The organism is Nocardia vulneris (assembly GCF_001613425.1).
GTDB classification, from domain to species: Bacteria; Actinomycetota; Actinomycetes; order Mycobacteriales; family Mycobacteriaceae; genus Nocardia; species Nocardia vulneris.
In genome coordinates this window covers 26943-45693 of the sequence record NZ_BDCI01000050.1, presented here as the reverse complement: position 1 = coordinate 45693, position 18751 = coordinate 26943, and the positions used below count along the sequence as shown (strand labels likewise).

The following is an 18751-nucleotide window of genomic DNA, read 5'->3' as shown; positions in this document are numbered from 1 at the left end:
TGGTCAGCGGCGTTCGTCCAGGACCGGGGCAATCGGTCGGCGCACCGAATCCTCCTCCCGTACTATCGCGATCGAAGACACCGGCCGGGGAGATGAAGGAGGACGGTGTGGGACCTCGCATCCGCAACGGGACCCTGTGGTTGCGACGCTTTGCCGGCACGACGCCGGGGGTGATCGTGGGCGTCGTCGTCGTGTCCGTCGTGCTGAGCCTGCTCGCCGGGTTCACCGCGATGAACCAGATGAGCGGCAAGAACGCCCGCCAGCAGAGCGCGCTGGACCGCACCGAGCCGCTCGCCTTCGCCGCCCAGCGGCTGTACGTCGCGCTCTCGGCGGCCGACGCGACGGCGGCGACCGCGTTCCTGTCGGGCGGGATCGAGGCGCCCGCGGTACGGCAGCAGTACCAGCAGTCGCTCGCCGACGCCGCGGCCGCGCTGGCGGATGCGACGGTCGGGGCATCCGACGAGCAAACGCGGCAGATCGTAGCCAGGATCGTGGCCGACCTGCCCGCCTATACCGGGCTCGTCGAGGCCGCCAGGTCGAACAATCGGCAGGGCTTCCCGGTCGGCTCGTCGTACCTCAGCGAGGCTTCGGGCCTGATGCAGGATTCGCTGCTGCCCAACGCCGAACGGCTCACGACTGCGCGGTTCGCCGCGGTGCGCACGGACGAGCGGGCGATCGGCGCGCGGCCGGTGCTCAGCATCGTGCTGGTGCTGCTGGTGTTGCTCGCCTTGGCGGTGGCCTCTTGGATCCTGTTGCAGCGCACCAACCGCAGGGCCAACCTCGGCGTCGTGCTGGCGGCGGGTGCGACTGCGCTGGCGCTGCTGTGGCTGATCGTCGCACCGGGTGTGGCGTCGAAAGCCTTGGACACCAGTGCATCCGGTGCGAGCAGCCGCTTCGAAACGCTGGCCAAGGCGCGGATCGCGGCGCAGCAGGCGCGCACCGAAGAGACGCTGCAACTGATCACGCGCGGCGATATCGCGGCCGGTGAGGATCGCTACACCCAGCATTCGATCGACCTGCGCGAGCGCCTCGCGACCGTCGTCGCCCCCGATTCCGTTGCGGCCCAAGAACTCGCGAACTGGCTGTCGGGTCACCGCGCCCAGGTCGCCGCCTACCAGGCCGCCGACTATCGAGCGGCGGTGCGCCAGGCCATCGGCACCGGCTCGCAGTCCTCCGCCAACCGATTCGCGGCGCTGGACCGCGCGATGAACGACAACCTCGGGCAGGAGCGTCGCGCTTTGCGTGACGACTTGTCCACCGCGGGTGCGGCGTTGACGCTGAGCCCGTTCGGCACGCTGGCCCTGCTGGTGTTCGCGGCCGCCGCGGTGGTGGTCGGCCTGTGGCCGCGGCTGAAGGAGTTCCTGTGAAATCACGCCTGATCCTGGCCGCGTTGCTGGTCGGCGCCACGGCTCTGGTGTCCGGCTGCGGCTCCGGCGACCTGCCCGCGCCGAGCACCCTGGGCGCGGTGAACCCGCAGCCGGCGGGCGCAGCGGAGATCGCGGCGCCGTCGCAGGCCGAGGGCGACAACAGTTGTGACTCGGAGGCGACATTGCGGCCGGCCGCGGTGCAGCCGAAACCCGGTGCGATGCCGCCGGGTTCGCCGATGGCGGCGATCGTCGCGAACGGCAGGCTGCGGGTGGGGGTCGACCAGAACACCTACCTGTTCGGTTTCCGGGATCCGGGCACCGGCCAGTTGCAAGGTTTCGACATCGATATCGCGCGTGAGATCGCCAAGGACATCCTGGGCGATCCCGACAAGATCGAACTGCGCTCGGTGACCGCCGCAGAGCGCATCTCCGCGCTGCACGACAAGAAGGTCGACCTGATCGTGCGCACCTTCTCCGCAACGTGCGAGCGGCGCCGGGAAGTGGACTTCTCCGCCGTCTATTACCGCTCGGCCCAGCGCATTCTGGCGCCGCGCGAGTCCGGCATCAGCACGGGCGCCGATCTGGCGGGCAAACGCGTCTGCGTCGCACGCGGCACCACGGCGGCGGCCCCGCTGTTCGCGATGGCCAAGCGCCCCACCGTCATCGGCGTCACCAACTGGACCGATTGCCTGGTCGCGCTGCAGCAGGGACATGTGGACGCGGTCAGCGGCGACGATCCGATCCTGTTCGGGTTGGTTGCGCAGGACCGTAATCTCCAGGTGGTCGGCGAGCCGATCGGCACGGGGGCGTATGCGGTCGGCGCGCCCAAGGGCAGCGATGATCTGGTCCGGTTCGTCAATGGTGTGCTGGAGCGGATGCGCACCGACGGCACCTGGCAGCGGATCTACACCGACAAACTGTCCGTGCTCGGTCCCTCGCCGGGGCAACCGGTCGCCCGGTACGTGGGATGAGCCGGACCATGCAGCTGCTCGGCCTGGTCGAGATCGACCTCGAATTGGCCCGTCGGACAACCGAACTCGACGCGATCACGAACACGATGCTGGAACTGGACAAGCATCCCGGACTCACCCTGGTGCGCCGGTATCCGCCGTCGGGTGTCACCGCGACCCGCTGGCTGCCGGTGCGGGACGCGCTCGCGCTGATGTGGGAGGACCTCGGGCGGATGCGCGCGATCCTGGACTCCGCGCGCACCGTGCGCGGCACCCGCGCCAAACTCGACGACGGCCGGCGCGCCGAACTCACCGAGCTGCTGCGCGGGCGGCCGTATGAGGTGTCGCGGACGCCGATTCCGCTGGCCGAGCGTTCGCTGACCGGTCCGAGCGAGCACGTGCTGTTCGTCGGCCTCGCCGATACGGTCGACCGGATGCGCTCGACCTTCCCACCGATCGCCGAATTCCTCGACGCGGTAGACCAGGTGAACACCCGGGTGCTCTCGGGTCTGGCCCCGCTGCAGGAGACCTTGGACAAGGCAGGGGCGGCGACCCCCGAGTTGCGCGCGATCGGCGACGGCATCGCGGAATTGCTGAGCCGCTCGGCCACCGATCCGCTCGCGCTGACGAACACCGACATCGATGCCCGCCTGGCCGAACTCGGCAGCGCGCTGCGGCGGCAGGCGGCGGTCCTCGCCGAACTGGCTGCGCTGGTGGCGGATCGGCCCGCCGCGGTGGCCGCCTTGCGCGCCAGGTTGGCCGAACTCGAGTCGACCGTGGCACGCGCCGCGCAGGCGAAGGCGGAAGTCGAGCGCACCATACGATCGGGTCCGCTGCCGCCGCTCGTCGACGAATCCGCCCGGCTGCGTACCGAACTCGACGCTGTCGCGGACGAACCCGGGGCGGCGGCGCTGGCGGCGCTGCGCGGTCGAATCGACAGTGCGCTCGCGGCGGCCGTCGCGGCAGAGAACCTGGCCCAGGGCCTGCTCGACCGGCGGGCCGAATTACGCGGCAGGCTGGCGGCGTATCACGCCAAAGCGGCCCGGCTGGGCGTCAGCGAAGACCGGGATCTGCTCGCCGCGCACGAGACCGCGGCGGCGCTGCTGTCCGGCAAACCCTGCGATCTCGCGGCCGTCACCCGCGCGGTCGCCGACTACCAGCAACTCGTCGCGGCGAAATCGGGGAGGCGATCATGAGTACCCAGAGCTGCACCGAACCCGGATGCACCGGTGCGATCGAGGACGGCTACTGCACGGTGTGCGGCACCGCCCCGGCCGAGGCGACGACGATCCGCTCGACCGCGCAGCCGCACGAGGCCGCCACGGCCGAAGCAACCACCGCGGCCGCCACCCCCGAGCGCTGCACCGAACCCGGTTGTGCCGGAACGGTGATCGACGGGTACTGCGAGGTGTGCGGCACCGCGCCGGCCCCGCCGACGGCCGCGATCGCGTCCACCCCGAGCACCCGCGGCAGTTCGCGCTCGGTGCGCACCGGCCGGTCCTCGTCCCGCTCGAGTCGCCGCGGCCGGCTGGGCGCGGGCATGGTCGACGTGCCGCGGGTACCGCGTATCGATCCGGCGACCGCCATCCTGACCGACCCGGAAGTGGCCGAGAACAAACGGTTCTGCGGCAAATGCGAGAAGCCGGTGGGGCGCGGCCGCGACGGCAAACCCGGCCGGACCGAGGGGTTCTGCCCGAACTGCGGCACCCGATTCTCGTTCACCCCCAAGCTGTTCAAGGGCGATCTGGTCGCCGGCCAGTACGAGGTGGCGGGGTGCCTGGCGCACGGCGGGCTCGGCTGGATCTATCTGGCGACCGACCGCAACGTCAGCGATCGCTGGGTGGTGCTGAAGGGTCTGCTCAACTCGGGCGACAGCGATGCCATGCTGGCCGCGGTGGCCGAAAAGCGTTTCCTCGCCGAGGTCGAGCACCCGAGCATCGTCAAGATCCACAACTTCGTCGAGCACGCGGGCGCGGACGGGGTGCCGGTCGGCTACATCGTGATGGAGTACGTCGGCGGCACATCGCTGAAACAGATCCTGCGGTCTCGTCGCGAGACCGACAGCGGTTATCTGCCGCCCGCGCAGGCGATCGCCTACATCCTGGAGATGCTGCCCGCGCTCGGATACCTGCATTCCCTGGGCCTGGCCTACTGTGATTTCAAGCCGGACAACGTGATGCAGACCGACGAGCAACTCAAGCTCATCGATCTCGGTGCGGTGATCGCGATGGACGACGAGGACAGCCCGATCTACGGCACCACGGGCTACCGTGCGCCCGAGATCGCCAACACCGGTCCGACCGTCGCCACCGACGTGTACACCGTCGGCCGCACCCTCGCCGTGCTGTTGATGCACGTGCCCCAGCACAACGGTCATTTCGGCGCAATGCCCGGCCCGGAGACCGAACCGCTGCTCGCCACCTACGATTCGCTGCACCGGTTCCTGTTGCGGGCCACCGACGAGGCGCCGGACGCGCGGTTCGCCTCGATGGAGGAAATGGCCGACCAGCTGACCGGGGTGCTGCGCGAAGTCCTGTCCCTCGACGACGGGGTGCCCCGGCCGGGCATGTCGACCTATTTCGGGCCCCCGCGTGGGGTGTTCGGCGTCGGCGCGTCGGTGGACGCGGCGAAAATCATTGCCGCCCTGCCCGTTCCGCTCGTCGACCCGACGGACAGCGCGGCCGCCCTGCTCGCGACGACCGGCGGCACCACACCGGCCGAGCTGGAGCGCTCGTTCGAGGCGGGGCTGCGCTCGGTGGTCACCGGACGCGGCGAGTCGACCGAGATTCCGCTGCGGCTGATCCGGGCCGCGCTGGAGGTGGGCGACAGCGCCGAGGCCGACCGGCGGCTGACGGCGGCGGCCGCGACGCGGTGGGGGGACTGGCGGCTGAGCTGGTATCGCGGCCAATCCCGTTTGCTCGCAGGCGATCTGGCGGAGGCGGCGATCGAGTTCGAGGCGGTGTACGCCGGGCTGCCCGGTGAGGCGGCGCCGAAACTCGCGCTGGCCGCCGTCGCGGAGCTGTCCGGTGCCGCGGCGGCGACCACCGACTTCGCCGCCGCACAGCACAAGCGCAGGGCCGCACAGTATTACGAGACGGTCTGGCGTACCGATCGCGGCTACCTCAGCGCGGTCTTCGGCCTGGCTCGGCTGCGCACCGCCGTCGGTGACCGGGACGGTGCGGTGGCGGCGCTGGATCAGGTCGACGCGGGCTCGGTGCTGTTCACCGAGGCCGGGCTCGCCGCGGTGCGCACGGTGCTGCACGATCGCGCGCCTGCCGAGCTCACCGAGCCGGTCCTGCGCGACGCCGGGGAGCGGATCACCCGCCTGCGGCTGGACTCCAGGCGCCGTGCCGCCGAGATCCGGCTGCGGGTGCTGGCTGCCGCGCTCGACTGGCTCCAGGCCGGCGGCGTGCCGTCCGAGCACGGGCGGCTGCTCGGCGTACCGCTCGATCAAGACGGTGTCCGGACCGGATTGGAGCGTTGCTATCGGGACCTTGCCCATGAAACCGACGACATGTGGGAGCGATTCGCATTGGTAGAGCAGGCGAACACCATCCGCCCGAGGACCACGCTATGACCGACCCGGATCCGGAGACGACGCTGCCGACCCCGGTGGTGTCCGCCGTAGCGCCGACCGCACCCGAATCGCGTTGCCCGGGTTGCGCGTCCGCGGTGCACGCGGGGGATCGCTTCTGCGAGAACTGCGGTCACGAGCTGGACGGCAAGCAGGTCGTGCTGCCGAACAACGAGCCGGGCCCGCCCGGGGACTGCGAGAACTGCGGCGGCACCCGCTACGACCCCGACGGATATTGCACCGGCTGTGGGCAATTGCGCGGGGCGCCGGATCGCTTCGCCGCCGACCTCGGCGCCGTCGCGGTGGTCACCGATCGCGGAATCGCGCACGCGCGCAACGAGGATGCGGTGGCCGCCGCGGTGCTCGACGCCGCCGGCGCGGTGGTGATCGCGGTCGCGGACGGGGTATCGACCTCCGAGGATCCGCAGGTGGCGTCGGGGACCGCCGCCAGGACCGGTGTCGATGCCTGCCGAGCGGCACTGCTGGCCGGACAACCCGCCGGCGAGGCGGTGATGGCGGGGCTCGAGGCGGCGGCGACCGCGGTGCGCGGGATCGCGATCACCGACGGGCACGCGCCGTCGTGCACCTACGTGTCGGCGGTGGTGCAGGCCGATGCGGACGGCGTGCTGCTCACGGTCGCCAATGTCGGTGACAGCCGGGCCTATTGGCTGCATGCGGACGCGCCCGAGGACCCCGCGAACCCGCCCTCGCAGCGGTTGACCGTGGACGATTCGTGGGCGCAGGCCCTGGTCGACGCGGGCGCGCTGGACGAGCAGGCCGCCATGAACGATCCGCGCGCGCACACCCTGATCCGCTGGCTCGGTGCGGACGGACCGGTGAAACCGTGGTCGGACAACTGCGTTCGTACGTTGCGCACCACCGGACCCGGTGTGCTGCTGCTGTGCAGTGACGGCCTGTGGAACTACCTGTCGGACGCGACCGCGCTGGCGGAGCTCGCCACCGCGCACCCACCGGCGGTCGCCGCCGGCGAACTGGTCGAGTTCGCGCTGCGCTGCGGCGGCAGCGACAACATCACCGTCGCCCTCGTACCCATTCCGTGGTCCGGTGAGTCAGGAGTAGAAGTACAGTGAGTTCTCTTGCCGGAAACGGTGTTTCGGTCGCCGTCGACCAGAACGAATATCTGGCCGACGGGGTCGGCACGGTCGATGCCGTGGTCACCGTGGAAACCGCGGCCGATCTGGTGATCACCGCGCCGCCGCAGGAGCGGCTCGAGGTGATCATCGTCGACTGCTCGGGGTCGATGGCGACCGGGCACAAATTCCCGGGCGCCCGCCAGGCCACCCTGGCCGCGCTGGACGCGATGGCCGACGGGACCAGGTTCGCCATCATCGAGGGCACGCATATCGCTCGGTTGGCCTTTCCCACCGACGTGCCGTCGCTGGCCGCCAACCGTGAATCCCGGGCCGCCGCGCGCCGCAAACTCGACAAGCTGAAGGCGGGCGGCGGCACCGCGATGGGCACCTGGCTCGGCCTCACCAGACAGCTGGCCAAGAAGCACCCCGGCGCGATGGTGCACGCCATCCTGCTCACCGACGGCAAGAACGAGCACGAGGAACCCGCCGCGCTCGCCGCGGAGATCGCACAGTCCGAGGGCGTGTTCACCTGTGATTGCCGTGGCGTCGGCACCGATTGGCGGGTGGACGAATTGCGTGCCATCGCCTCGGCGCTGCACGGCACCGTCGACATCGTCGCCGACCCGGCCGAGCTGGCCGCGGACTTCACCGCCATGATGCGGGGCTCGATGGCCAAGGCGATTCCGGAACTGACCCTGCGGGTGTGGACTCCGGCCGGGGCGCAGGTGCGGTTCGTCAAGCAGGTGGCGCCGACCATCGAGGACCTCACGGCCCGCCGGGTCGACACCGCCGCGCAGGTCGGGGAGTACCCGCTCGGTGCGTGGGGCGCCGAGGACCGTGACTATCACGTGCAGGTCCAGGTGGAACCTGGTGCGCCGGGCCGGGAGAAGCTCGCCGCCCGGGTCAGCGTGGTCAGCGGCGGCGAGGTGCTCGGACAGGGTTTGGTGAAAGCGGTCTGGACCACCGACACCGAGCTGTCCGCCCGGATCAGCAGGCGCGTAGCGCATTACACCGGGCAGGCCGAATTGGCCCAGGCGGTGCAGGAAGGTCTGGCGGCGCGCAAGAGCGGCGACACCGAGACCGCGACGGCCAAGCTGCGGCGGGCGGTCGAGCTCGCCGCGGAATCGGGAAACGAGGGCACGGCGAAACTGTTGCGCGGTGTAGTCGAGGTCGACGAGCAGAACGGGACGGTCCGGTTGCGTGCCGGTGTCGCGGCAGCGGAAGAGATGGCGCTGGACGCGCGCTCGACCAAGACGGCCCGGGTGCGGAAGGAGGGGTAGATGACCGTCACCTGCCCGGACGGGCACGAATCGACCGCGACGGACTACTGCGACAGCTGTGGTGCGCCGATCGGTTCGGCTGCGGCGGTGGTCGAACCTAGCGCGCTGTGTCCCGCGTGCGGCGCGCCCGCCGGCGGCCGCTTCTGCGAACAGTGCGGACATGATTCGGCCTTGCCCGCGCCGCCCGTCGCCGCGCAGGAGACCACGGAGACGGTGGTCCCGCCCGCGGTTGTCTGGGTCGCCACCGTCACCGCCGATCGCGAGTTCTACGATCGGGTGATCGCCCGCAAGGGGCCCGACGCCGACCAGGTCGGGTTTCCGGCGTTCTATCCCGAACGTCGAATCGTGCTGCACGGCAACGACATCCTGATCGGCAAGCGGAGCGCCTCGCAGGGGCTCAGCCCGGATATCGACCTCGGCATCGCCCCCGCCGATGTCGGTGTCTCGCGTGCGCACGCCACCCTGCACCTCGATGCCGACGGGCTCACCGTCACCGATCTCGGTTCCACCAACGGCACCAGCGTCAACGGCAGTGACGACCGCATCCCGGCCCGGGTGCCGGTCCGATTGCGCAGCGGGGATCGGATCCACCTCGGGGGTTGGACCACCATCGTGCTGAGCGCCGAACCTGCCTGAGTACCTACGGAACCGTCGCGTCTGGGACAGCAGTGCCGATTTCGTGGACGGCGGTGTTCGTTTACGCCTATCGTCGTGCACTATGACGGCCCAGCCACTCAGCACCGCGGCGACGACGGTACCGCCGAACCACCGATTCGAGATCGGCCCGGTGCGCTACCCGAAACTGTTCGGCGCCAACACGGTTCCCATCCCGATGTCCGATGGCGCCGTCCTCACCGCCGATATCCTGCGACCCGGCGACGGCGCCGGGCCCGCCCGGGAGCCGTTGCCCGCGATCATCAACTTCACCGCGTACAACAAGATGCTCAACCGCCGAGGTATGCGCTGGCACAACACCTTACGGACGCTCAGCGCCCGGCTCGGCGGCTCGGACCGGCAGCGGTTCACGGCGCGAGACGTGCTGTACACGCCCGCGGGCGGCATTCTCGAACCGTTCGTGATCAACCGCACCGCGGTGTTGCGCGGCTATGTCGGGCTGATGATCGACGTGCGGGGGACCGGCACGTCGACCGGCAGTTGGGACTTCTTCCAGCCCAGGGAACAACAGGACTATCTGGAGGCTGTCGCGTGGGTCCGCGAACAGCCCTGGTGCAACGGCGAATTCGTGGTCACCGGCATCTCCTACGGAGCGATCTCGGCGTTGATCACCGCGGGGTTGCAGCCGGAGGGGTTGCGCGCGGTGTTCGCGATCGAGGCCGGCGAGGACCAGGTGCGTGAGCTGGGACTGACCGGCGGGGTGCCGACCCCGGGCATGCTGCTGTGGATCCTGGCCGTGAACGGCTTCAAATGGTTGCCGTCGGTGTCGGGCCTGCGAAAAGCCGGAATCACCAAGCAGTTCCTGCGCGACCGGTTCGCCGATCCGGCCAGCTGGGTGCGGCACGCCGTCGAGATCGGACTCACCGAGAACCATCCCGACAGCTTCCTCAACCCGATGTGGGCGACCAAACTGGCGCGCTTCGAAGACATCACGGTGCCGACCTGGATCCACGGCGGCTGGCACGACGTCTACAACCGATCCAACTTCCGGATGTTCGACCGGATTCCGCTGTCCGGCGGGGCGAAACAGGTACTGGTCGATGATTCGTACCATCTGACCGCAGGATCGGGCTTCGGCGCCGCGGACAGCCCGCAGCCGATCGACGAATTGCAGTGCGCGTGGTTCGACCGCTGGGCCAAAGACATCGACAACGGCATCGACCGATACGGGCCGGTCACCGTGCGTCGGCAAGGCGACGGAAAATGGTTGCAGCACACGCAGTTTCCCGATCCGGCAGCGACCGTGCGCAAGCTCTACCTCGACCCCGCGAGCAGCGGCACCGCGCCACACGCGGGCACCGACGCCGCGCTCGCCCTCGAACCGGTCGAGATCGAATCCAGGCTGCCGCTGCCCGCCGGCCCAACCCGCATGGCGTCCAACAACACCGGCGTGATGAGCATGGGCGTCACCCTGCTGTTCGGCCGGCGGTTCGGCACCGACGACCGGCACGCGGAGGCGGGCGCGGTCACCTTCACCAGCGCGCCGTTCCCCGCCGACACCGTGCTCTCCGGCACCATGAACCTGCACCTCAACGCGGAAGCCGAAGGCTCTGACGCTTTCTGGTCCGTCACCGTCTGCGACGTCGAACCCGACGGCGCCTCGGTGCCCCTGACCCGCGGCGCCCTGCTGTCCACCCACCGCGCGATCGACACCGCCGCAAGCGATTACGTCGACGGCGAACTTCTCTTCCCGCTACACACCCTCACCGCCGACACGGTCCTCCCCATCGAACCCGGCACCCCGTTCACCATCGACATCGAAATCAACCCCACCGAAGCCCTGATCCGCGCCGGCCACCGACTACGCGTAGCCGTGAGCCGCACCAGCTTCCCCCGCCACTTCCTCGCCCCCTGGCGCCAACGCCACATCACCGGCCAAACCATCGTTCTGGACCCCGAGAGCCCGAGCTATCTCACGTTCCTTGCCCGTGCGGGGGAGTAGGGGGTGCGTTCGACTGCCGATGCTCGGGCTGACCGCTGGTCGTAGCGGTTGGTGGTTCGGCTGCGGTTGTGCTCTGGTGGGGTGGTTCTGGTGCTGCCCGGCATCAGCACCGATATCCTCGCGGCCCGGCTCAAAGACCTCGAACGCGGTTGTGGTGGGGCTGGGTGTCGGGTGGTGCGGTTGTGGTTGCGGTGGGGCGTACTGCTGCGGCTGCGGCTGCGGTTTCGGTTGGCTGGCGGTTGCGGCTGCGCCTGCGGTTGCGGCTGGCTGGCTGGCTGGCTGGCGGTTGCGGCTGCGCCTGCGGTTTCGGCTGGCTGGCTGGCTGGTGCGGTTGCGGTTTCGGTCGGGCTGGCCGTTAGCCGGGGCAGTTCTGGTTACTCGGCTGCCTACGTGCTCGAATTTGCCCTGGTTGGTTCGGGTTCGGTGGGGGTTCATCGCGTTTGGGTCGTTGCCTGCTGCCGAAGCGCCGCCCCGCCACGTTCGGTTCCCTGCCGTTGGGCTCGATGTGATCGAGTTCGGTTCGGTGCCCGTGCGTTTGGTCCTGTTGGCTGGCTCCCGCAGTGCGACGAAACCAGTTTCGTGCACCTGCCGCGGGAGTTACATGGATGGTGCTGAGCACGTCAGGTGGGGTTCCCGGCTGTAGGTGCACGTCAGGAGGGTGGCGTCCTGTCCCAGCGTGGTCATCTGGCTGTGTTGCCGTTCTCGAGAGTTCCTTGACGAGGTATCAGCGGTATCGAGCGGGTGTCGTTGCGCCTCGGCGTGTCTCCCTCCGCGAGTCCGGTCCTCACAGACCTTCCCTACGGTTCACAGCAGCTACAACCCCTGTGAACCGTACGAACCCTCTGTGACCCCTCCACCTATCTGTCGCTTGGTTCACTCACCCCGCCCCCTCGCGATCAACGCACCCCTTCTGCGCATCCGCACCACTTCTACGGATACGCACTAGCTGTAGCAGGCCACAAGGGGTGCGACTCCCTAAAAGTGGTGCAGCTCCTGCCCCGAACTCCCTATCTGTCGCTTGGTCCAGACCGCACGCCCTGCTACCCACCCGCCCCCGCTGCTACCTGCCCGCCCGGCGAGCCATCCCTGCTGTTACGCCCCGCGTTGCGCCGCGCCCCGCGTTGCTCGGTGCCCCTGCGTTGCTCGGTGCCCCTGCGTTGCTCGGTGCTCCTGCGTTGCTCGGTGCTCCCGCGTTGCTCGGCGCTCCCGCGTTGCTCGGCGCTCCCGCGTCGCTCCGCCCCACTCCACCCGCCCCACCCCACCCGCCCCACCCCATCCGCGCTGCGCCATCCGCGCTGTCGAGCGGGTGTCGTTGCCCCCCGGCGTGTTTCGCTGCGCGAGTTGGAGCTCACAGACCTTCTATACGGTTCACAGCAGCTACGGCTGCTGTGAACCGTAGGAACACTCTGTGACCTCCACCTATCTGTCGCTTGGTCACGACCGCGCGCCCTGCTACCCACCCGCCCTGCTGCTACCCACCCGCCCCGCTGCTACTTGCCCGCCCGCGTTGCTCTGCCGCACCCGCGTTGCACCACGCGCGCCGCGCATCACTTACCCCCTGCACCACTTACGCCTTTTGCTCAACTCACGCGGGTTCTTCTCCCAAGCCGCTCGAGACGCCACCACAGCAAGATGACCACGCAGTGACATGACACCGCGCACCTGACGTGCTCCTACAGCCGGGTACGGCACCTGACGTGCTCAGCGCTATCCATGTAACTCCCGCGGCAGGTGCACGAAACTGGTTTCGTCGCACTGCGGGAGCCAGCCGACAAGCCCAAACGCAAGGAACCCCAACAAGACCCAGCCACCGCTCGAACCAGCGGCCCTGCCGTCACAGCGCGAGCTAAGCTCTGCACCCGTTCTCGGGATCCACACCCATCCCCGCGGCATAGCTCTGGCGGACCAGCCCCGGCGGACCAGCCCCGGCGGACCAGTTCCGAAGGGGCCAGCTCTGGCGGCATAGCTCTGGCGGACCTGTTCCGGAGACCCCGATCTGGTGGCTCTGCTCTGGCGTACTGGTTTCGGGGGTCCCGATCTGGTGGCTCTGCTCTGGCGTACTGGTTTCGGGGGTCCCGATCTGGTGGCTCTGCCCTGGCGTACTGGTTCCAGGGGCCCCGGACTGGCGGCTCTGCCTGGCGGCTCTGCCTGGCGGACCAGCTCTGGCGGCTCTACTCTGGCGGACCAGCTCCGTTGGTCAGGTCTGGCGGACCAGAACGGGTGTGGGTGCGGGTCAGACGATTTCGAGGTCGTAGGTGGCTTCTACCCAGAAGCCGCCCGGTTCGTATTCGCCGCCGAAGGTGAGGATGTAGTTGCCGTAGGCGAGGTCTTCCAGGGCGGCCCAGAGGCCCCAGGCGGTTGCTTTGTAGCGGCCGTGTTCGCCGAAGGGGCCGCCCTCGACGGCTTCGACGGGGAAGGGTTTGCGGTTGGCGACCTCGCGGACCGGCAGGGGTACGCCGTTGAGTTCGGCGTGACCGCTCGCGCTCGCGACGTAGGGGATGCGTCGGTTACGCAGCGTGGTCCTGTGCATCATGTTGAACAGGGGAAAGAAGATCGGCCTGCCATGGGGGATCTCGCAGCGCCGACTCGCTTTGCCGCCGAATGTGCCGGCGAGGAACCAGACGTCCGCGGGCTGATTCGCGCCAGCAAACCGACCGGTCTCGTCGCAGACGGGGTTACGTTCGGTGGGTATCGACATCGCCCACTGCCACCACCGCCCGGCCAGTTCGACATCCTGACTCAGCACCACAACCCACCTTGCTCATCCCAGCCCACTGCGCAGGACAGAATGCCACAGTAGAGCCGTCCCCGGGCACCCTGCCAGCCCCGAAGTCCGGTGGCGCGAGCCGCCCGCCGGGCGAAATGGGTTGGACGGGTGGGCGGCGGTCGGAACAGGATGGCCGGTGCGGATTTTTCTGGAGACGCCACGGTTGGTATTGCGCCGGTTCGACGCGGACGACGTCGACGACCTGGTGTGCTTGGACAGCGATCCGGCGGTGATGCAGTACCTGACCGGGGAGCCGACGCCGCGCGCCGAAATCGAGGGCGAGGTGTTGCCTCGAATTCTGCGTGACTATGCACGGAGTCCGCTGGGGCGTTTCGCGGTGCTGGAGCGGTCGACGATACCGCCCTCCGCCATGGCCGACGGTGGCGCGATGGACCGCGGCGCGCGGTCGGCCCACTGGTCGCCGGATTCGGCCACCCGAAAGGGTGCGCTGACGAGTTCGCCGGGGACCGTGTCGCCGAACTCGGCCGACGAAGCGGCGGTGATCGCGAGTTCGTCCGGCACCACTGCGCCGGACTTGGATGAGGGAGTGGGTGTGGTGGCGGCAGGGGTCGACGCGGAACCGGTGGGCGCGTTTGTGGGTTGGGTCGCATTGCAGCCGCCGGTGGAGGGTGGGTGTCGGGAGGTCGAGCTGGGCTATCGATTCTCGGCGTCGGTGTGGGGGCGGGGGTATGCGACCGAAGTGGCTCGGGCGCTGGTGGACAAGGGGTTTGCCGAGTTCGGGGTGCAGCGGGTGTGGGCACAGACCATGGCTGTCAATCTCGGTTCGCGTCGTGTGCTGGAGAAAGTGGGTCTGCGGTACGTCCGCACGTTTCACCTCGACTTCGAGGATCCGCTGCCGGGTACCGAGCACGGGGAGGTGGAGTACGGGTTGTGCCGGGACGAGTGGCTAGCGGGTGCGGAAAATCGATTGCCGGGGCTGGAAGCATGATCGGTATGACGGCATCGGCTTATCTCATCACCGGTATTCAGGCGGCGGGCAAATCGACGGTGGCGCAGGCACTTGCGGCGCGACTGCCGCGCTCGGCGCATGTCCGCGGCGACACCTACCGGCGGTTCGTCGTCGGCGGGCGAGCCGAGATGAGCAGGGAGCCCACGGCTGACGCGATGGAGCAGTTGCGGTTGCGGCACCGCCTCGCCGCCCAGACGGCGGACACGTACGCCGCGGCGGGTTTCACCGCGATCGTGCAGGACACGGTGCTCGGGGAGTTGCTGCCCTACACGATCGAGCAGTTCCGGACCCGCCCGCTGTATGTGGTGGTGCTGGCTCCGCGACCGGCGGCGGTCGCGGAGCGCGAGGCCGGGCGCGGCAAGGTCGCGTACGGCTCGTTCACCGTCGAGGATCTGGATACTGTGCTGCGGGCGGAGACGCCGCGCATCGGATTGTGGCTGGACACTTCGGATCTCACCGTCGAGCAGACGGTCGAGGAGATCCTCGCCCGCGCGGAGCCGGTGTGCCGATGACTCCGCGCGGACTCCCCGCCGCTCAATGGTGGTGCGCCGCCGCGGTGTTGGGTAACCGGCGCCGGTCGAGGACCACGACAACAACGCTAGCCAACGTGCGCTGAACAGATCCCGACAGCGCGGCTTTTCAGCAGGAACTTGCTATGCGCGCCGGCTCGGCAACTGGCAAGCGCTGCTACAGCGGGCCGAGCGATTCGGTGGCGGGCCCCTCCAGCAGGGTGCCGTCGGTGGCGAAGCGGGAGCCGTGCAACGGGCAATCCCAGGAGCGTTCGGCATCGTTCCAGCGGACGATGCCGTAGAGGTGCGGACACACCGCGGACACAGTGGTCGTGACGCCGTCGACCGTGCTGGTCGCGGTCGGGCGCAGACCGTGTCGCCGCACTACCCCGCAGCCTTCGGCGGGCACGGTGTGCGCGCCATGGGCGGCGGCGCGTAACCATCCGGCGGTGAGCCGTTGTGCCACAGCGCCATTCGTGGCTGCCGCTGACCGCAGCGACTTCAGTTCGCCAGGCCGCCAACTGGCCAGCGCGCCCGCCCAGCTCGGTGATTTACCGGTGATCCGCCCGGCCAGCGCCAAGGCTGCGGCGACACCGTTGGTGAGCCCCCATTTCGCGTATCCGGTGCCGACCAAGATGCTGTCCTGCCCGGGCAGCAGTGGTCCGACGTAGGGAAGCTCGCCGACCGGCACATAGTCCTGGGCCGACCATTCCTGCACGAGTTCCGCGGTGGGGAACCATTTTCGGGTCCAGGTGGTCAAGTCGTCGAGCTGCTGCCGCTCCGAGCGGGTGCGCCCGACGGGATGTCCGTTGCCGCCGACCAACAGCAGTTCCCCGTCGGGTGTCGGGGTGTAGCGCAGCGAACGGGTGGGTTGCCCGGCGCTGAGGTACATTTCGCGCGGAAGGTCGTCGGCGACCCGATAGGCCGCCAGGTACGAGCGTTGCGCGGTGAGCCGCGCGAAGAAGCCGCCGCGATCGAGTATGGGTGTGCCCGTGGCCAAGACGACGGTGCCCGCGCCGAGATCACCGTGTTCGGTCTCGACCGTGAGGTCCCCGTCCGAGCCGCGCCGCACATTGTGCACCAGGGTCGATTCGTAGATCGGCGCCGCGTGCGCCTCCACGTCCACCGCAAGCGCGGCGAGCACCGCCATCGGATCCACCTGCGCCTGATCGGCCAGGCGTACCGCGCCGAATGCGGGGAAAGGCAGGTCGAGCTGTGGGACCAGCTCGGTCGGCAGTCCGGCCTGCCGGGTCACCTCGTATTCGGCACGGACCAGGTCGATTTCGGACTTGCGCTGCGCGTAGGTGAAGGCATCGGCCTGCTGCACCGGCACGGCGTGTTCGGCGCAGAACCGCAACAACCATTGCCGGCCTTCGTGATTCGCCGCGATATAGTCGCGCAGGGTGCCCGCGGTGTGCTGCCGCCGGATCCGCTGGGCGCGGATGCCTTGCAACAGACTGATCTTCCCGGTGGTGGCGCCGGTCGTCCCGTTGCCGATCCGTTTGGCTTCGACCACGGCCACCTGGACGCCGTTCTCGGCGAGCAGTAACGCGGTCGCCAAACCGGTGAGTCCCGCACCGATCACAACGGTGTCGAAGCGCGAGCCCGGTGTCAGCCGCAGCCGCGCCGGAACCTCGGCGTCGTTCAACCATAGTGACCTCATGTCCCCGGCATAGCCGGTCCGGAGCTGCGCAAACGCGGCCGATCGATGTCCGGGGCGCGGGTCCGCGAGCCGAAGGATGTTCGCCGAAATTGCCGCGCGGCAGTCGAGTTTGTTCCCTAGGCTCGTCCCATGACTCTGCGCGCGCGAGCCCACGGCCTCGAATTCACCGGCGTCCCGGGGCAGTTCAACGCGATCACCGACGTGCCCGGCGTCGAAGTCGGCTACACCACGCTGATCCGCGGCGACGAGGTGCGCACCGGCGTCACCGCGATCCTGCCGCGCGGCCGCGACGGTGTGTTCCTGCCGTGCGCCGCGGGTTGGTATTCGTTGAACGGCAACGGTGAAATGACCGGCACCACTTTCCTCACCGAGACCGGGGCGCTGTCGCTGCCCGTGCTCGTCACCAACACCCATGCCGTCGGCACCTGCCACCGCGGCATCATCGACTGGCTGGTCGGCGCGTTCCCGGACGCGCCGGACGATTGGGCGCTGCCGGTGGTCGCCGAGACCTGGGACGGCTACCTGAACGACATCAACCGCGCACACATCACCACGGCGGACGCCGTTTCCGCCATTGCGGCCGCGGCGGGCGGGCCGGTCGCCGAGGGCAGCGTCGGCGGTGGCACCGGCATGGTCTGCTACGGCTTCAAGGGTGGTAACGGGACCGCTTCGCGCCGTGTGGGTTACGGCGCGGACACCTACACGGTGGGTGCTTTCGTGCAGGCGAACTTCGGGGCGCGCCGGGAACTCGTGATCCGCGGCGTCCCGGTCGGCACGCAACTACTGGCCGACAATCCGCTCGGAACCTGGACCGCGCCTGCGGGTTCCGGCTCGGTCATCGTGGTGCTCGCGACCGACGCACCCCTGCTACCGGGCCAGTTGACCGCAATGGCCCGCAGGGTGCCGCTGGGGTTGGCGCGTACGGGCACCACGGGCTCACACTTCTCCGGCGACATCTTCCTGGCCTTCTCCACCGCCAACGAGGGCGCGTTGACCAGTGCCTTCCCCGACGGCGAAACCTCTTACGAGAACCTGAGATTCATTCCCTGGGGTCAGCTGAATCCGTTCTACGAAGCCGCAGTGGAAGTGGTCGAGGAGGCGGTGCTCAACGCCCTCTTCGCGGGCCGAACCATGGTGGGCCGCAACGGACACCACGTACCCGCCATGCCGGTGGACACGGTGCTACAACTGCTGGGCCGTAGGGGCGAATCGGAGGCATAGGAGCGCCGGGCCCCTTGTCTCCTAGCGCCCGGCGGCGGTGCCCTGCATCAGCTCCGCCTCGGTGGCCTCGTGGACCGCGAGCCAGCGCACGAACTCTTCGAACGACGCCCGGCGTTCCTGGCCTACCGAGGCGAGCATCTCCTCCAGTAGCTCGCGCATTCGGTTGTGTTGCAGGACAAGGAGTTCTACGACGTTGCGGTGATGGCGTTCGGTCATCGGTCCGGCCTGTCCACGCTCAACCGCCGAAGCCGACCAGCGCGGCGGCGAGGTCGGTGGCGTCGAGTACTTCGAGGGCCTGCTTGCGGACGTCGGGACAGTGCGCCGAGGTGATCTTGTCGATGACACTGCGGTCCTTCAGCACGGTGTCGTTGAGGCCGCCGTTGCGTGCGGCCCAGTTGTGCACGGTACCGTTGAAGGTGACCCGCGCGACGGCGGCGCCCTCGGCACGCCACTTGTCGATCTCGGGACTCATCATGTCGCACAACTGCTTTCCGGCCGCGGGGCCGACCTCGTCGGGGTCGGGCACCTGCGCGGTGGTGGAGGGCATGGACAACGTGATCGAGGAGTCGGTGGGCGTCGCGGGGGTCGCCTCCTTGTTGTCGGTGTCCGAGCACGCGGCGGCCAGCGGGGTGACCGCTAGCGCCGCGGCGATCAGCAGGACGCGCAACCCGGACCGACGGCGATGATGAGTCATGTCGTTCTCCTCAGTGCTGGAACCGCCTGTGGCGGTGTCCCTTGC

The 18751-nt window shown here is 69.2% G+C and carries 15 protein-coding genes; 11 read left to right on the top strand and 4 right to left on the bottom strand.

The window, feature by feature from the left end; genetic code table 11:
* Window positions 1–107: 107 nt before the first annotated feature.
* The 8 genes from NVU01S_RS39655 to NVU01S_RS39615 all read left to right on the top strand — a co-directional run bounded on the left by NVU01S_RS39655 (window position 108) and on the right by NVU01S_RS39615 (window position 10882).
* The gene (locus NVU01S_RS39655; protein ID WP_244467569.1) at window positions 108–1367 is read left to right on the top strand and encodes a GlnX family signal transduction membrane protein; all 1260 of its coding nucleotides are present in this window, start codon (window positions 108–110) and stop codon (window positions 1365–1367) included.
* A complete protein-coding gene (locus NVU01S_RS39650) occupies window positions 1364–2338 on the top strand; it encodes a glutamate ABC transporter substrate-binding protein (RefSeq protein ID WP_043682875.1) in 975 nt (324 codons plus the stop codon). The genes NVU01S_RS39655 and NVU01S_RS39650 overlap by 4 nt, the downstream gene beginning before the upstream one ends.
* Window positions 2335–3513 carry a hypothetical protein gene (locus NVU01S_RS39645; RefSeq protein ID WP_043682872.1) on the top strand — a complete coding sequence of 393 codons (1179 nt, stop codon included), beginning with the start codon at window positions 2335–2337 and terminating at the stop codon, window positions 3511–3513. The genes NVU01S_RS39650 and NVU01S_RS39645 overlap by 4 nt, the downstream gene beginning before the upstream one ends.
* The gene (locus tag NVU01S_RS39635) at window positions 3510–5894 is read left to right on the top strand and encodes a serine/threonine-protein kinase (RefSeq protein WP_209444913.1); all 2385 of its coding nucleotides are present in this window, start codon (window positions 3510–3512) and stop codon (window positions 5892–5894) included. Before NVU01S_RS39645 ends, NVU01S_RS39635 begins: the two co-directional genes overlap by 4 nt.
* A complete protein-coding gene (locus NVU01S_RS39630; protein ID WP_043682870.1) occupies window positions 5891–6982 on the top strand; it encodes a PP2C family protein-serine/threonine phosphatase in 1092 nt (363 codons plus the stop codon). Before NVU01S_RS39635 ends, NVU01S_RS39630 begins: the two co-directional genes overlap by 4 nt.
* The gene (locus tag NVU01S_RS39625) at window positions 6979–8265 is read left to right on the top strand and encodes a vWA domain-containing protein (RefSeq protein ID WP_043682864.1); all 1287 of its coding nucleotides are present in this window, start codon (window positions 6979–6981) and stop codon (window positions 8263–8265) included. Before NVU01S_RS39630 ends, NVU01S_RS39625 begins: the two co-directional genes overlap by 4 nt.
* Window positions 8266–8901 (top strand): double zinc ribbon and FHA domain-containing protein, encoded by a 636-nt coding sequence (locus tag NVU01S_RS39620; RefSeq protein WP_043682861.1) that lies wholly within the window; start codon window positions 8266–8268, stop codon window positions 8899–8901. It abuts the gene before it with no gap.
* Window positions 8902–8983: 82 nt separating this feature from the next.
* Window positions 8984–10882 (top strand): CocE/NonD family hydrolase, encoded by a 1899-nt coding sequence (locus NVU01S_RS39615; RefSeq protein ID WP_052281446.1) that lies wholly within the window; start codon window positions 8984–8986, stop codon window positions 10880–10882.
* 2233 nt (window positions 10883–13115) lie between these two features.
* Here the strand turns inward: NVU01S_RS39615 and NVU01S_RS39610 are convergent.
* Complete coding sequence (locus NVU01S_RS39610; protein ID WP_156161975.1) at window positions 13116–13628, bottom strand: hypothetical protein; 513 nt, start codon at window positions 13626–13628, stop codon at window positions 13116–13118.
* 157 nt (window positions 13629–13785) lie between these two features.
* Between NVU01S_RS39610 and NVU01S_RS42970 the strand changes: the two genes are divergently transcribed.
* Both NVU01S_RS42970 and NVU01S_RS39600 read left to right on the top strand, forming a co-directional pair.
* A complete protein-coding gene (locus NVU01S_RS42970) occupies window positions 13786–14598 on the top strand; it encodes a GNAT family N-acetyltransferase (RefSeq protein ID WP_167829465.1) in 813 nt (270 codons plus the stop codon).
* A 5-nt stretch (window positions 14599–14603) separates the two neighbouring features.
* Window positions 14604–15131: an AAA family ATPase gene (locus NVU01S_RS39600; protein ID WP_244467535.1), complete on the top strand. Its 528-nt coding sequence runs from the start codon at window positions 14604–14606 to the stop codon at window positions 15129–15131.
* A 175-nt stretch (window positions 15132–15306) separates the two neighbouring features.
* Here NVU01S_RS39600 and NVU01S_RS39595 read toward each other — a convergent pair whose 3' ends face one another.
* Window positions 15307–16791, bottom strand: coding sequence for an FAD-dependent oxidoreductase (locus tag NVU01S_RS39595; RefSeq protein WP_043681543.1), 1485 nt, complete (start codon window positions 16789–16791; stop codon window positions 15307–15309).
* Window positions 16792–16920: 129 nt separating this feature from the next.
* On the opposite strand from NVU01S_RS39595, the gene NVU01S_RS39590 reads away from it, so the two are divergent.
* Window positions 16921–18012, top strand: coding sequence for a DmpA family aminopeptidase (locus tag NVU01S_RS39590; RefSeq protein WP_043681540.1), 1092 nt, complete (start codon window positions 16921–16923; stop codon window positions 18010–18012).
* Between the two features lie 21 nt (window positions 18013–18033).
* On the opposite strand, the gene NVU01S_RS39585 is transcribed toward NVU01S_RS39590, so the two are convergent.
* Together NVU01S_RS39585 and NVU01S_RS39580 are read right to left on the bottom strand one after the other, a co-directional pair.
* Complete coding sequence (locus NVU01S_RS39585) at window positions 18034–18228, bottom strand: hypothetical protein (protein ID WP_043681538.1); 195 nt, start codon at window positions 18226–18228, stop codon at window positions 18034–18036.
* 19 nt (window positions 18229–18247) lie between these two features.
* Window positions 18248–18706, bottom strand: coding sequence for a hypothetical protein (locus NVU01S_RS39580; RefSeq protein ID WP_043681535.1), 459 nt, complete (start codon window positions 18704–18706; stop codon window positions 18248–18250).
* Between the last annotated feature and the right edge of the window lie 45 nt (window positions 18707–18751).

Bases quoted from the DNA above. Each gene is read 5' to 3' on its own strand.
- NVU01S_RS39600 (WP_244467535.1), top strand. From the start codon at position 14,604: ATGACGGCATCGGCTTATCTCATCACCGGTATTCAGGCGGCGGGCAAA.
- NVU01S_RS39595 (WP_043681543.1), bottom strand. From the start codon at position 16,791: ATGAGGTCACTATGGTTGAACGACGCCGAGGTTCCGGCGCGGCTGCGG.
- NVU01S_RS39635 (WP_209444913.1), top strand. From the start codon at position 3,510: ATGAGTACCCAGAGCTGCACCGAACCCGGATGCACCGGTGCGATCGAG.
- NVU01S_RS39590 (WP_043681540.1), top strand. From the start codon at position 16,921: ATGACTCTGCGCGCGCGAGCCCACGGCCTCGAATTCACCGGCGTCCCG.
- NVU01S_RS39620 (WP_043682861.1), top strand. From the start codon at position 8,266: ATGACCGTCACCTGCCCGGACGGGCACGAATCGACCGCGACGGACTAC.
- NVU01S_RS39630 (WP_043682870.1), top strand. From the start codon at position 5,891: ATGACCGACCCGGATCCGGAGACGACGCTGCCGACCCCGGTGGTGTCC.
- NVU01S_RS39585 (WP_043681538.1), bottom strand. From the start codon at position 18,228: ATGACCGAACGCCATCACCGCAACGTCGTAGAACTCCTTGTCCTGCAA.
- NVU01S_RS39615 (WP_052281446.1), top strand. From the start codon at position 8,984: ATGACGGCCCAGCCACTCAGCACCGCGGCGACGACGGTACCGCCGAAC.
- NVU01S_RS39645 (WP_043682872.1), top strand. From the start codon at position 2,335: ATGAGCCGGACCATGCAGCTGCTCGGCCTGGTCGAGATCGACCTCGAA.
- NVU01S_RS39580 (WP_043681535.1), bottom strand. From the start codon at position 18,706: ATGACTCATCATCGCCGTCGGTCCGGGTTGCGCGTCCTGCTGATCGCC.